Origin of the sequence: Lysinibacillus sp. NPDC093216, from assembly GCF_050280325.1 — a bacterium.
GTDB lineage: Bacteria > Bacillota > Bacilli > Bacillales_A > Planococcaceae > Lysinibacillus.
Genome location: NZ_JBNNVB010000001.1, coordinates 348,359 through 362,097, shown reverse-complemented (window position 1 = coordinate 362,097; position 13,739 = coordinate 348,359). Strand labels below are relative to the sequence as shown.

Below are 13,739 nucleotides of genomic sequence, written 5' to 3'. Positions count from 1 at the left end.
GTCTTGGATATAAAGTCCGCTTTATTGGGTGAACTAAATGTTATTCAAGTTGCTGCATCAACAAATGCAGAGGAAACAACAAAGGTTTATGAGAGAATGGCTGGTATAACAAGATTTTTATATGAAAATTTACCGAGCTATGACATTGCAGGCTACGTTGTATTTCTTCTTGTATTTGTACTTTCTGCTATTGTCTATAAATTAGGCTTTGCAAAGAAGTTAAAGCTATCTCAAAATATTGCCATTTATGTATTCCTGTTCCTAGGATGTATTATGTTGACATTTTTCGCGTTGTTCCTACCTATGATTGAGGGTCTCATCGTAGCGGCGTTAATTTTGATTGTATATAAAACACGTATGTGGCGTGAAAAAAGAGAAGAGCAACAAGCTGCAAATCGATGAGGGTAGCTTGGCTCCTATACCGTGAAACTTGTATTGAGTTTTTAAGTAATAAAACAGCCTTAGCATTAATTTGCTAAGGCTGTTTTATTTGGTATAGTAAAAAATTTTATCGTTTTAAGCCATCTACATATAAACGATTGGCTACGGAACCCATTTTCAATCGATTGTGTCTCTCAAACCTAAATTGATTGGCACCGAAATCTTCTAGTGTGAATAAGTTAATGTCGATAGGCTTATTTCATCAATCAAGGAGGAAATGGAATGCGGTGGCTTAAAAAAGGTTTACTATTTAGTGTTATTGCTTTATTATTCCTTTCTTTGACGGCGTGCAATAAAACAGAGCTTGAAAAAGTCAAAGTTGGGGAAGTGACGCGCTCGATTTTCTATGCGCCGCAGTATGTAGCACTTGAAAAAGGGTACTTCAAGGATGAAGGGCTTTCCGTTGAGCTACAAACAATTGCAGGTGGCGATAAGACAATGACAGCGTTACTTTCTAATGGCATTGATATCGCCTTAGTTGGATCGGAAACTTCTATTTATGTAACGCTCCAAGGCGCCAATGACCCGATTCAAAATTTTGCGCAGTTAACTCAAACTGATGGCACATTTTTAGTGGCGCGTAAAAAGATGGATAATTTTTCATGGGATCAATTAAAAGGCTCTACATTTTTAGGACAACGTAAAGGTGGAATGCCACAAATGGCTGGTGAGTTTGTCCTGAGAAAACATGGCATTGACCCTGCGAATGATTTAAAGCTCATTCAAAACATTGATTTTGCTAATGTTTCTACAGCCTTTGCTTCTGGAACAGGGGACTATGTACAGTTATTTGAACCACAAGCTAGTATCTTTGAGAAAGAAGGTAAAGGCTATATTGTCGCTTCATTTGGTACTGAATCTGGGCAATTACCTTATACATCATTTATGGCGAAAAGCAGCTATTTAAAAGACAATGCGAAGACAGTTCAAGGCTTTACAAATGCATTGAAACGAGCACAGGATTTTGTACAAAAAGCGAGTCCGGCCGAAATAGCGAAAATTATTCAACCATACTTTGAAAATGTCGATGTTGGATTAATTGAAACAGTGGTTGAGCGTTATAAATCACAAGGTTCCTATGCTACAGATCCTATTTTGGATAAGGGGGAATGGGATAACTTGCAAAAGATCATGGAGGAAGCAGGTGAACTTCCTCAACGGGTGGATTATGAAAAGCTTGTGAATACAACCTTTGCTAAAAAGGCAGCTGAGTAATATGGAAATTTTAAAAGTAGAAAATATTCACCATAGCTATTTTTCAAAAACGCAGGCTAAGGAAGTTTTACGTGATATAAATTTAGATATTCGTGAAGGTGAGTTTGTTTCTTTTATAGGGCCTAGCGGATGTGGGAAAACGACGTTATTATCAATTATTGCGGGCTTATTTGCGTCTACAGAAGGTAAGGTATACATTGATGGTGAGGAAATTTCATCACACAATCAGTCTCTCATTGGTTACATGCTTCAGCAAGATTATTTATTTCCTTGGAAAACTATCGAGGAAAATGTCACGATTGGTTTGAAAATCATGGAGCGAAGCACTAAAACGCATAAAGTAACTGCAAATGCACTTTTGCGAGAAATTGGTTTACCGCACGTAGGGAATAACTATCCGAGAGAGTTATCAGGTGGCATGCGTCAACGAGTAGCACTGGCAAGAACTTTAGCGGTGGACCCTAAAATTTTATTGCTAGATGAACCGTTTTCGGCACTTGATTATCAGTCTAAATTAAAACTGGAGGATTTGGTTGTTGAAACGTTAAAGGCCTATCAAAAAACTGCAGTTCTTGTAACACATGATATTGGTGAAGCCATTGCGATGAGTGAACGGGTATTTCTATTCTCGGCAAATCCGGGTACATTGCATAGAGTTTTTGAAATACCTTCGGAGTTACAAGAGCTTTCACCTTTTGATGTTCGACAGCATCCAGCATATTCAGATATATTCCAAACTATTTGGAAGGAGCTGGAGAGTCTTGGATAATGCTTTATTTAAACAGTATCTGCAAATGCTAAAAAAAGAAAAGCGCTATGTTCGATTATATCAGCTTATTATCTTACTCGTATTTTTTTGTGGGTGGGAGCTTCTTTCAAGATTTGGATGGATTGACCGTTTAATTTTTAGTTCACCAACGCAGGTATGGCACACATTAGTAGAAAAAGTGAGTGATGGTACGTTAACACTGCACGTTGGTGTAACGTTAATGGAAACAATCATTGGCTTTATTGCTGGTACATTAATAGGTACTTTAATAGCAATCGTATTGTGGTGGTCACCGATGCTATCAAAGGTGCTGGATCCATATTTAGTAATTTTAAACGCCATGCCGAAAGTTGCCTTAGGGCCAATTTTAATAGTCGCTCTTGGTCCGGGGTATTTTTCAATTATAGCGATGGGTGCGTTGATTTCAATCATTATTACAACCATCGTAGTTTATACAGCTTTTAAAGGGGTAGATCCAAACTACAGCAAAGTATTACAAACTTTTGGGGCAACTAGATGGCAAATATTTAGGGCAGTTATTTTACCTGCTTCGTTCCCAACGATTATTTCTACTTTGAAAGTAAATGTAGGACTTTCTTGGGTAGGTGTCATTGTAGGTGAGTTTTTAGTTGCTTCCAAAGGGCTAGGTTATTTAATTATTTATGGCTTCCAGGTGTTTAATTTTAATCTTGTGCTTATGTCACTTCTCATCATTGCTTTCTTTGCTACGATTATGTATCAGGTTGTCGAGTTAATTGAGAAGGCGATTGTAAAAAATAATGATTAGACGACGAAGGAAGGTGTCTCAAAAATAATGAGACACTTCCTTCAGTTGTTGAAAAACTCTTATATTGATGAAATTAAGGTTTCCCATTATATAAAGTATGGCTCTTCGGCAAAGTGCGGGGGTTGATTTCCGTTCCGACAGGGTGCTTTCGCGCAGAGCAAAGCTTCCTAGGGGCGTCCGATGAGCCGCTTCGCTTCGCTGCAGGGTCTCGGGCCAACAGATGTCTTTTGCGCGAAAGCGTAGTGCTAACGAAGCGACAGCAACAGCACGATGTTGGTCACGAGGGCGTTATCACAGGACGTGATGCTTTTAGCCTTCGTTCCTCTTTTGCTAATCCCCTAGGAGTCACCCAGCCTCCACTCCAATCAACCACTTCACATAGCGCGTATCTTCTGGCATGTTGCTCTAATTTATAGTGATAAACCAAAATTTCAGCAGCAAATTTTTTCTGTGCGAAAGCGAAGCGTCAGCAACAAATGTTTTCTTCAATGAAATGAAGTGTCAGCGGCCCAGGGTTACGATCGTATCACTGTTATAAGTCTTTCCATTCGATTAGAGAGCCTGAAATCACCTTTATCTAAAGCACCGCAACATTCACAAAAATGTCCTTGACCATTTTATTTTTCAACACTATAAAGGAGGTGTCTCAAATAATGAGACACCTCCTTCAATTGCTGTTAAAATTCTTTATCCATTTGTGGTGAAGTACGATAAAAACGGAAATTTCCTGTTTCAATGCGTGCAACGGTATTTTCTTCAATACGATCATGGCATGTGCCACACATATACGTATGAATTGGTCGATTGCGTAATTTTTTTGCTAACGGTAAATTATCATCTAAATTGTTAATTGTATCGCAAATAACGCATTTTACGCGCATTGCATTCCCTCCTACTCAGCACGAATTGCTACTATATTTTTGATAGGGTTGTCTACATTTGAACCGTCTCTAAATAGCACATGAACAGGGCCATCTTCCATTAATGGCTTGCCATCTTGGCTATATTTTAAAATTAATGTGTAAGCTTCTTCAATTGTAAATGAATATTCTTTGCCATCTTCACATTCAATGACGATTGTTGTTGCTTCAGGTTTAATCTCAGCATTTTTCAAGAAGTGACTTAATTCAATCCCGAAAGTACCTGTTTCCATCCCTTTGCGGTCAAATTTTCGTTCTGATTTCAATGTTGGTGGGAAAGTAGCTCCTTCCATAATCTCACGCGACCAGTGAGCACCTACCTCACGCATATATTTAATATCCGAATCTTCCTCAACTTCTTTTGTATCGAAGTACGTTTTTAAATCTAATTTACGATCATCGAAAATCCAAACAGTGGGATCTAATGTTAGTTGGAATGTAACTGCGCCCTTGATAGGAATTATTGTTTCCATTATAGAAATCCTCCTCAAATCTTGTATATCCATGAAATAGTATAACGCTAATGACTAGAGATAATAAAGAAATATAATTCGATTTCTCTATTTTCCAATGTAGACACTTGCATTTTTAACGACTAAAAGATAAACTTTATTAAGATAGAATCGAAGAAATATCAGATAATGGGGGCGTCCTCATGGATACTAAATCACAAACTTCTTTTCAGGAGAAGGCTTTGGAGCTTTTAGTTGCTGATGCAGACAAAATTGCTCGCCTCATTCGAGTACAAATGGATCATTTAACAATGCCACAATGCCCTTTATATGAAGAAGTATTAGATACACAAATGTTCGGCCTTTCACGTGAAATTGACTTTGCTGTGAAGCTTGGACTCGTTGATCGCGAAAAAGGCAAAGAAATTCTCGATTCACTCGAGAAAGAGCTTTCTGTACTACATGACGCGTATACAGACAAATAAAAAGAAAAAACTCAAACGCAATTTGCGATTTGAGTTTTTTTTCTAGAATGAGGTTTTCCGATGAAACAATATTTAAAACGTTATGCACAAAATTTTGATTACCCATTATTTTTTACTGTCCTATTTTTATGCTTATTTGGATTAGTAATGATTTATAGTTCAAGTATGATGGTAGCGATTGCAATAAAAGAAAAGGCGCCAGATTATTATTACCACAAGCAAGTAATCAATTTATCTGTAGCTTTTCTTGGATTTTTAGTAGCGGCATTTTTCCCGTATAAGCATTATGCGAATAAAAAAGTTATGTTGATACTTACCGCTGTATTAGTTGTACTATTTACTTGGGTAAAAATTGCTGGTAATGGTGATGAAGTAGGAATAGGGTCTAAAAGTTGGATTCATGTCCCTGGTTTTGGGAACTTTCAGCCTTCTGAATATGCGAAGCTATTTATAATTTTATATTTTGCTGCTGCTTTTTATCGGAAGGGACAAAAATATACACTTGAAAAGCTACAACCAACAGAAATATTTTATCCAATATTTATCTGGATTATGGTTGTTGCTGGTGTAGCGTTTGAAACCGACTTGGGAGCAAGTATTATTTTATGTGGAATTGCTGTTTCTGTTGTAGCAGCGAGTGGCATTCCATTTAAAACGTTTTGGAAGTTTTTTGGGGTATTGGGTGCGTTTGGAGGAGTCATCTTTGGTATACTAATGCTGTTTAAAGGAAATATGTTAACGCCAAACCGTATGGGACGTCTTCATTCTTTCATAAACCCGTTTGAGTATGAGAGTGGTAGTGGTCACCAAGTTGTCAATAGTTATTATGCCATTGGCGGAGGCGGTCTAGAGGGAAGAGGTCTCGGTCAATCGATTCAAAAATTGGGGTATTTACCTGAACCACAAACCGATTTTATTATGGCGATTATTATGGAGGAACTAGGAATTTGGGGCGTTCTTATCGTTTTAGGTGGTATAGGATTTATTGTATATAAAGGATTTTCGATTGCGTTGCGCACGAAAGATCCACTAGCACGTATGATTACGGCTGGTATTGCGAGCTGGATTGGCTGGCAAACGTTTATCAATCTTGGGGGTCTAACTGGGTTAATCCCGTTAACCGGTGTAACGCTACCTTTTATTAGCTATGGCGGGACATCTATAATTATTCTATCTTTAGCAATGGGAATATTAATCAATGTTTCTATGTTTGAAAAGGTAGAAAGGAGAAAGACACAATCATAAAGGGGGATATCAATGGAGTCAATCAAAAAAATTCTCGTAGCCAATCGAGGAGAAATTGCAATTCGTATTTTCCGTGCATGTACGGAGTTGAATATCCAAACAGTAGCCATTTATTCGCGGGAGGACAGTGGGGCTTTCCATCGCTTTAAAGCAGATGAGGCCTATTTAGTAGGAGCTGGCAAGAAACCAATTGATGCTTATTTGGACATCGAGGGCATTATTTCGATTGCCAAAGATGCTAATGTTGATGCGATTCATCCGGGTTATGGTTTTTTATCGGAAAACGTAGAATTTGCACGTCGATGTGAAGAAGAGGGGATTGTCTTCATTGGGCCGACTTCTCAGCATTTAAATATGTTTGGAGATAAGGTGAAGGCGCGTGAACAAGCAATTGCTGCAGGCATTCCTGTTATTCCTGGAACAGATGGTCCAGTAGATAATTTAGCAGAGGTAAAGGCTTTTGCTAGCGCATATGACTATCCAATTATGATTAAGGCAGCATTAGGCGGCGGTGGTCGTGGAATGCGTCTTGTTCATACAGAAGAGGAGCTAGCTTCCTCCTATGAACGTGCAAAATCAGAGGCGAAGGCAGCATTTGGCTCTGATGAGGTATATGTAGAAAAGGCTATTATTAAGCCAAAGCATATTGAAGTCCAAATTATTGGCGACCAACAAGGTAATATCATTCATTTATATGAACGTGATTGCTCGATTCAACGTCGTCATCAAAAGGTTGTTGAAATTGCACCATCTAATTCAATTTCGGAAGATTTAAGAAACCGAATTTGTGATGCAGCGGTTCAATTAATGAAAAATGTCTCATACATAAATGCAGGGACAGTAGAGTTTTTAGTCGCAGGCGAGGATTTTTATTTCATCGAAGTCAACCCTCGTATTCAAGTAGAGCATACGATTACTGAAATGATTACGGGTGTTGATATTGTGCATGCCCAAATTAAAGTAGCAGCAGGCTACGGACTGCATAGTGAGGAAATCCACATTCCACAACAGGCAGATGTTCCAATGATTGGCTATGCTATTCAAGCACGTGTTACAACGGAAGACCCTGCTAATGACTTTATGCCAGATACAGGGAAGCTTATGGTGTATCGTTCAAGCGGTGGCTTCGGCGTTCGATTAGATGCCGGAAATGGCTTCCAAGGGGCTGTAGTAACACCGTTCTATGATTCATTGCTGGTGAAAATTTCAACGACAGGGATGACGTTTAAAGAAGCTGCAGCAAAAATGGATCGAAATTTAAAAGAGTTCCGTATTCGTGGGGTGAAAACGAATATCCCATTCTTAAATAATGTCGTGACGCACGAGAAATTTTTAACAGGTGCATTTGATACAAGCTTTATCGATACAACACCTGAGCTATTCATTTTCCCTGAGCGCAAGGACCGTGGGACAAAGCTCTTAAGCTATATTGGTAATGTGACGCTAAATGGCTTCCCTGGAGTAGAGCAGAAAGCGAAACCAATTTTTATACAGCCGAGCATTCCGAGAGTCGATAAACTAATCGTTCCTCCAGCGGGGACGAAGCAAATTTTAGATGCCCAAGGAGCAGACGGGCTTGTGAAATGGATTCTAGAGCAAGAGGACGTGCTATTAACGGATACAACTTTCCGAGATGCGCACCAATCACTTCTTGCGACACGTGTACGTTCACAGGATATGTTCGAAATTGCAGATGCAACAGCGCGTATGATGCATGATTTCTTCTCACTCGAAATGTGGGGAGGCGCGACGTTTGATGTGGCTTACCGTTTCTTAAAAGAAGACCCATGGGAGCGCCTTGCCAAGTTGCGCGAACAAGTACCGAATGTGCTATTCCAAATGTTATTACGTGGTGCGAATGCAGTTGGTTACACAAACTATCCAGACAATTTAATTCGTGAATTTATCGCTGAATCAGCGGCATCAGGCATTGATGTTTTCCGTATTTTCGATAGCTTGAACTGGATTAAAGGAATGGAAGTAGCCATTGATGCTGCACGTCAATCAGGTAAAATTGCTGAAGCTGCGATCTGTTACACAGGAGATATTTTTGATGAAACAAGAGCGAAATATTCAGTTCAATACTACAAGGAAATGGCAAAAGAGCTGGAAGCAGCAGGTGCCCATATTTTAGCGATAAAAGATATGGCTGGATTATTGAAACCAGAAGCAGCATATCGTTTAATTTCCGAGTTGAAAGAGACGACAAGCCTACCAATCCATCTGCATACGCATGATACAAGTGGCAATGGTATTTATTTATATGCCAAAGCGATCGAGGCGGGAGTGGACATCATTGATACGGCGCTCGGTTCGATGGCAGGTTTAACGTCCCAGCCAAGTGCAAATTCCTTGTACTATGCAATGAAGGGCAGTAAGCGTGGGGTTCGTGCCGATATTGATGCGCTTGAAAAGTTATCGTACTACTGGGAAGATGTGCGTAAATATTATAAGGATTTTGAAAGCGGCATGATTAGCCCGCATTCAGAAATTTATGTCCACGAAATGCCAGGAGGCCAATACAGTAACTTGCAGCAGCAGGCCAAAGCAGTGGGCCTTGGGGACAGATGGGAAGAAGTGAAGCACATGTATTCCCGTGTAAACCTTCTATTTGGCGATATTGTCAAAGTAACCCCATCATCGAAAGTTGTCGGTGATATGGCGTTATTTATGGTACAAAATGATTTAGATGAAAATTCTGTACTGACAAGAGGGCAAACTATCGACTTCCCAGATTCTGTGATTGAGTTCTTCCAGGGGTATTTAGGACAACCGCATGGCGGCTTCCCAGAGGCACTGCAAAAGGTTGTGTTAAAGGATCGTGAAGCAATTACTGTACGTCCTGGCGAGCTATTAGGGCCTGTGAATTTTGAGCAACTAGAGGCGGTACTCGAGGAAAAATTAAATCGTGCCGTGACGAAACAGGATGTGCTAGCGTTTGCTTTGTATCCAAAAGTGTTTGAAGAGTATGCCAAAACAGTGAACTCCTTCGGTAATATTTCGGTATTAGATACGCCAACATTCCTATATGGGTTAAAACTAGGCGAAGAAATCGAAGTCGAGATCGAAAAAGGAAAAACACTGATTATAAAACTTGTTTCCATTGGTGAACCACAGCACGATGGTACGCGTGTTATTTACTTTGAGCTAAACGGTCAATCCCGTGAACTAGTCATTCAAGATATGACTGTCGAAGTAGATGGTAGCTTGGCATTGAAAGCTGATCCAAGCAATCCAAATCAAATTGGTGCAACGATGCCAGGTACGGTCTTAAAGGTAGTCGTATCAAAAGGAAGCCATGTAAAACGTGGGGATCACTTATTGATTACTGAAGCAATGAAAATGGAAACGACCGTCCAAGCACCGAAAGATGGCATCGTGAAAGAAGTTTACGCAAGTGCGGGCGACGCCATTTCAACAGGTGATTTGTTAATTGAAATTGAATAATTGATAAAAAAGAAGGTTATTAGATGGCTTTTATAGCATACTAATAACCTTTTTCTTTGCTATATTGATTCATCAGCATAATGTAGGATTGCTTTCCCGGGGGCGTCGGGGCAACAAGTCTGTGCGAAAGCGAAGCGACAGCAACAAATGTTTTCTGTGCGAAAGCGAAGCGACAGCAACAAATGTTTTCTGTGCGAAAGCGAAGCGACAGCAACAGGATGTTGGTTTTATCGGAACACTTTCAGGAATTATCGACCAACTTTTGAATTTTATCTACTAACTTTTACGTTTTATCTACTAACTTTCACGTTTTATCACCCAACTTTTAAATTTTATCGACATCCACCTTCCAGAGAGCAAAAAAGATTCACACACAAAACTTTATTTTGTCGCAACTAACATTTTCATATGACACGTTTTAATAAATGCCATTCCCAACTTTTGATGATGTACCTATAAATATTACTATTGTTTAATAATAAACTTGTCGATTTTTTGACATATTATTGAGGCAGAAGCGTTTGAAAAGAAAAAGATTCGCCATCGAAAATATGGCGAATCTTTTTCTACTATTATTTGTTTTTTTCATTATAATTGCTACGTGCAACTAGCATTACCATATAGCAAAGTAGACCAAATAGAATTGAAATAAATAATGAATGAAGTAATGCGACTGTTAAATTCAATTTAGTTAGAACTACTAGCATACCAGCAATTACTTGTAAAATTACTATCGTAAAGGCAATAATCCAGCCGTAGTAAATAACACGTTGATGTTTATATTCTTTTACAACGTGCCACGTTATGTATGCAATCCAAATGAAAAAGATAAGAACAGCTAGACGATGTCCCATTTGCACCCATTCATACATATTATTAAAAGCTGCGAATGGTGTGTCGTTATAGCAAAATGGCCAGTCAGGACATATTAAGCTAGAATCTGTATGGCGAACAAGCGCCCCTGTATAAACGACTAAATAAGAATAAATTGTGACAGCAATCGTATGCCAACGCAATTTTTTTCCAATAAAAACGTTATCGGCATCAAATTTCCGATCGACTTCAAATACAATCATAGAAAGAAGGAGTACAGCAGCAAAGGAAATAAGAGAAATCCCAAAGTGGAGCGCTAATATGAAATCACCTTGTCCCCACAACACTTGAGCTGCTCCGATAAGAGCTTGTGCGATTAAGAAAAACATCGCTAAGAAACCTAATAATTTTACTTCGCGAATATGACCGAGTTTACGCCATGTCCAAACTGTTAACGCAAGAATTGAAATAGATACGACCCCAGTTACAAGACGATGTGAAAATTCAATTAAGACTGCTGATGTAATTTCTTTTGGAATAAGAGAACCATTGCAATCAGGCCAGTTTCGACCACAGCCTAAGCCACTATCTGTTTTGGTAACTAGTGCCCCACCTAGTAAAACAAGGAGCATTCCAACTGTAGCGGCAACAGCAAACCATTTCATATACCTGTTGTGTTGCATAAAATGAGTCACCTACTTTATCTATGGACATTACATGAAAGTAATGTTTCTGCTACTAGATAATATCGAAAATACAATTAAAATACAACTTGTAATGAGTAGGGAGTATTAGATGTCGATTCCATTTCACAAATTGTTCATAATTTCGTACTCTAACCTTCACAATTCATTTTAGAAAATGATTTACTATAGATATGTTGTTTTTAATATATTTCTAGACAAAGCTAATTTTTACAACTTCATCTAAATTTCACTTAATGTCTAGAAATCAATCGCAAATTTCGCTATAGTAATTGGTAGCGGAATATGCTTACAAAAATGAAAGGAGAAGGTATCATGTCAAACGGTCGTGCACTGACGGCTACTAGAAATAATGGACCAGCATCTACATCTGTTGTAAAAGATTTCTTAGCACTAATAAAAATTGGAATCGTTAACTCGAATCTTGTCACAACGTTTACAGGGATGTGGCTGGCATTTCAATTTTCTAGTAGACACTTCTTGCAAGAGCTTGATGTCATATTGTTCACCATGCTGGGTGCGGCATTAATTATAGGTGGCTCAGGCGCAATGAATAACTTTATTGATCAGGATATTGATCCAATCATGAAAAGAACAAAGGGTAGACCGACAGTAACGGGTAGATTTAAGCCGAATTTTGTATTGACTATTGCCCTCTCATTTTTAATTGTAGGTGAAATTTTGTTATTTGCGGCATCGTTTGCTGCCGGCATGTGGGGACTAGTAGGGATATTTGCTTATGTCGTTCTGTACTCAATGTGGTCAAAGAGGAAGCATGTTAGTAACACGGTTGTAGGAAGTATTTCAGGGGCGATCCCACCAGTTATTGGGTTTGCAGCAGTTGAACCTGCATTAGGTCCTGGAGCACTTGCCCTATTTCTTATTATGTTTGCATGGCAACCACCGCATTTTTATGCACTTGCTATGAAACGTACTGAGGAATATCGTGCAGCTAATATACCAATGCTACCTGTAGTAAAAGGATTTAAACGTACAAAGTACTCAATGTTTTTCTGGATTCTTTTATTATTACCATTACCATTCCTTTTACCAGAGCTTGGGGTTGGCTTCTTAATTCTTGCCACTGCATTGAACTTGGGCTGGTTGATTCTAGCTTGTAAAGGCTTTACCACAAAAGATGATATGAAATGGGCAAATAAAATGTTTATCTATTCTTTGAATCATATGACCATACTATTTGTATCCATCATAATTTTTGCGTTGTTTAGCTAAATTTAGGAATTCTTTCTTTTCCTAAAGAATTCATATAGACAGAACTTATTTCCTAGGTACACATGAAAAATACAACAAAGAAAGAGGGGTTTAATTAAGCTATGATGAAAGGGCTTAAAAAATGGCGTCTTTTTTCACTACTAGCAGTGATGATGGTTTTCCTTTCTGGCTGTGGTGAAGATTATATTTCTGCACTGAAACCATCTGGTCAAGTAGGTAAAGAACAATTCAATCTATTAATGCTAGCTACTGGAATTATGACGTTAGTTGTAGTAGTAGTATCCGTTATCTATTTACTTGCATTCTTAAAATTCCGCCGTTCAAAAGTTGGCGAAAACGTTATTCCTAAGCAAGTAGAAGGAAGTCACACTCTTGAAATAATTTGGACAGTTATTCCAATTATTTTATTATTAATCTTAGCTGTACCAGTTGTTACGGCTACTTACAAATTTGCAGATGTTGCTGCGATGGACGAAGTAGATGAAAACGGTGACAAAACAGCACTTACAGTAAATGTAACTGCTAAATTATATTGGTGGGAGTTTGAATACCCTAACCAAGGTATTGTAACTGCACAAGAATTAGTTGTACCAACAGGTCAAAAAGTTTACTTTAACTTAAAAGCTGCCGATGTTAAGCACTCATTCTGGATTCCTGCTATAGGCGGTAAAATGGATACGAACGTTGATAACTTAAACAAGTTCTATCTAGAATTCGATAAAGAATCCAAAGACCTTAAAGATGGTGTATTCTATGGTAAATGTGCTGAGTTATGTGGTCCTTCACATGCTCTAATGGACTTCAAAGTTAAAGCATTAAGTCCGGATGCATTCGATGCATGGGTAGCTTCAATGAAAACAACAGATAAAAAAATAGCTGACAAAACTTCAGCTGATCTTGGGGAAGCTACATTCGCTAATAGCTGTATGGGTTGTCATGCTGTATCTGGTACAGGCGGTTCAGGTTCAGCGGGTCCTAACTTAGCTACATTTGGTGACCGTAACCGTGTCGCTGGTTTCTTAGATCATGATGAAGAAAACTTAAAAGCTTGGATTAAGAATCCTGAGCAATTCAAGCCAGGTAACTTAATGATGAATCCAGAAGGTACTGCGCCAGTTTATGGCGATTTAACTGACGAAGAAATTCAAGCTCTAGCAACTTATATCATGGGCTTATCTGTTGAGAAATAATTTTAACTTTTATGTAACAAACTTTGAGGGAGGTAAAA

Annotated in this window: 12 protein-coding genes; 9 read left to right on the top strand and 3 right to left on the bottom strand. The window is 38.6% G+C overall.

Annotated elements, in window-relative coordinates; genetic code table 11:
* The first annotated feature begins 3 nt into the window (after window positions 1-3).
* The 4 genes from ACQKOG_RS01795 (at window position 4) to ACQKOG_RS01780 (ending at window position 3,212) form a co-directional block, all read left to right on the top strand.
* Window positions 4-402, top strand: coding sequence for a YlaH-like family protein (locus tag ACQKOG_RS01795; protein ID WP_370083126.1), 399 nt, complete (start codon window positions 4-6; stop codon window positions 400-402).
* 261 nt (window positions 403-663) lie between these two features.
* Complete coding sequence (locus ACQKOG_RS01790) at window positions 664-1,656, top strand: ABC transporter substrate-binding protein (protein WP_370083124.1); 993 nt, start codon at window positions 664-666, stop codon at window positions 1,654-1,656.
* Between the two features lies 1 nt (window position 1,657).
* Window positions 1,658-2,425 carry an ABC transporter ATP-binding protein gene (locus ACQKOG_RS01785; protein ID WP_370083122.1) on the top strand — a complete coding sequence of 256 codons (768 nt, stop codon included), beginning with the start codon at window positions 1,658-1,660 and terminating at the stop codon, window positions 2,423-2,425.
* Window positions 2,418-3,212 (top strand): ABC transporter permease, encoded by a 795-nt coding sequence (locus ACQKOG_RS01780; protein ID WP_370083120.1) that lies wholly within the window; start codon window positions 2,418-2,420, stop codon window positions 3,210-3,212. Before ACQKOG_RS01785 ends, ACQKOG_RS01780 begins: the two co-directional genes overlap by 8 nt.
* 677 nt (window positions 3,213-3,889) lie before the next feature.
* On the opposite strand, the gene ACQKOG_RS01775 is transcribed toward ACQKOG_RS01780, so the two are convergent.
* Window positions 3,890-4,093 (bottom strand): YlaI family protein, encoded by a 204-nt coding sequence (locus ACQKOG_RS01775; RefSeq protein WP_053483434.1) that lies wholly within the window; start codon window positions 4,091-4,093, stop codon window positions 3,890-3,892.
* Window positions 4,094-4,104: 11 nt separating this feature from the next.
* The gene (locus ACQKOG_RS01770) at window positions 4,105-4,605 is read right to left on the bottom strand and encodes a peptidyl-prolyl cis-trans isomerase (protein ID WP_370083118.1); all 501 of its coding nucleotides are present in this window, start codon (window positions 4,603-4,605) and stop codon (window positions 4,105-4,107) included.
* 182 nt (window positions 4,606-4,787) lie between these two features.
* On the opposite strand from ACQKOG_RS01770, the gene ACQKOG_RS01765 reads away from it, so the two are divergent.
* From ACQKOG_RS01765 to pyc, 3 genes are read left to right on the top strand one after another with little or no spacing between them, the layout of a single operon-like run.
* Complete coding sequence (locus ACQKOG_RS01765) at window positions 4,788-5,069, top strand: YlaN family protein (RefSeq protein ID WP_049668302.1); 282 nt, start codon at window positions 4,788-4,790, stop codon at window positions 5,067-5,069.
* Between the two features lie 60 nt (window positions 5,070-5,129).
* The gene (locus ACQKOG_RS01760) at window positions 5,130-6,314 is read left to right on the top strand and encodes an FtsW/RodA/SpoVE family cell cycle protein (protein WP_370083116.1); all 1,185 of its coding nucleotides are present in this window, start codon (window positions 5,130-5,132) and stop codon (window positions 6,312-6,314) included.
* 12 nt (window positions 6,315-6,326) lie between these two features.
* On the top strand, window positions 6,327-9,761 hold the full coding sequence (gene pyc, locus ACQKOG_RS01755) for a pyruvate carboxylase (RefSeq protein ID WP_402868256.1): 3,435 nt from the start codon (window positions 6,327-6,329) through the stop codon (window positions 9,759-9,761).
* A 572-nt stretch (window positions 9,762-10,333) separates the two neighbouring features.
* Here the strand turns inward: pyc and ACQKOG_RS01750 are convergent.
* Window positions 10,334-11,257, bottom strand: a complete 924-nt coding sequence (locus ACQKOG_RS01750; protein WP_370083112.1) for a COX15/CtaA family protein — start codon at window positions 11,255-11,257, stop codon at window positions 10,334-10,336.
* A gap of 336 nt (window positions 11,258-11,593) precedes the next feature.
* Here ACQKOG_RS01750 and cyoE point away from each other — a divergent pair, with 336 nt between their 5' ends.
* Both cyoE and coxB read left to right on the top strand, forming a co-directional pair.
* The gene (gene cyoE / locus ACQKOG_RS01745) at window positions 11,594-12,511 is read left to right on the top strand and encodes a heme o synthase (RefSeq protein ID WP_370083110.1); all 918 of its coding nucleotides are present in this window, start codon (window positions 11,594-11,596) and stop codon (window positions 12,509-12,511) included.
* A gap of 101 nt (window positions 12,512-12,612) precedes the next feature.
* Window positions 12,613-13,701, top strand: a complete 1,089-nt coding sequence (gene coxB, locus ACQKOG_RS01740) for a cytochrome c oxidase subunit II (RefSeq protein WP_427444640.1) — start codon at window positions 12,613-12,615, stop codon at window positions 13,699-13,701.
* Window positions 13,702-13,739 lie beyond the last annotated feature (38 nt).

Bases quoted from the DNA above. Each gene is read 5' to 3' on its own strand.
- ACQKOG_RS01790 (WP_370083124.1), top strand. From the start codon at position 664: ATGCGGTGGCTTAAAAAAGGTTTACTATTTAGTGTTATTGCTTTATTA.
- ACQKOG_RS01785 (WP_370083122.1), top strand. From the start codon at position 1,658: ATGGAAATTTTAAAAGTAGAAAATATTCACCATAGCTATTTTTCAAAA.
- ACQKOG_RS01775 (WP_053483434.1), bottom strand. From the start codon at position 4,093: ATGCGCGTAAAATGCGTTATTTGCGATACAATTAACAATTTAGATGAT.
- ACQKOG_RS01770 (WP_370083118.1), bottom strand. From the start codon at position 4,605: ATGGAAACAATAATTCCTATCAAGGGCGCAGTTACATTCCAACTAACA.
- ACQKOG_RS01765 (WP_049668302.1), top strand. From the start codon at position 4,788: ATGGATACTAAATCACAAACTTCTTTTCAGGAGAAGGCTTTGGAGCTT.
- ACQKOG_RS01760 (WP_370083116.1), top strand. From the start codon at position 5,130: ATGAAACAATATTTAAAACGTTATGCACAAAATTTTGATTACCCATTA.
- pyc (WP_402868256.1), top strand. From the start codon at position 6,327: ATGGAGTCAATCAAAAAAATTCTCGTAGCCAATCGAGGAGAAATTGCA.
- ACQKOG_RS01750 (WP_370083112.1), bottom strand. From the start codon at position 11,257: ATGCAACACAACAGGTATATGAAATGGTTTGCTGTTGCCGCTACAGTT.
- cyoE (WP_370083110.1), top strand. From the start codon at position 11,594: ATGTCAAACGGTCGTGCACTGACGGCTACTAGAAATAATGGACCAGCA.
- coxB (WP_427444640.1), top strand. From the start codon at position 12,613: ATGATGAAAGGGCTTAAAAAATGGCGTCTTTTTTCACTACTAGCAGTG.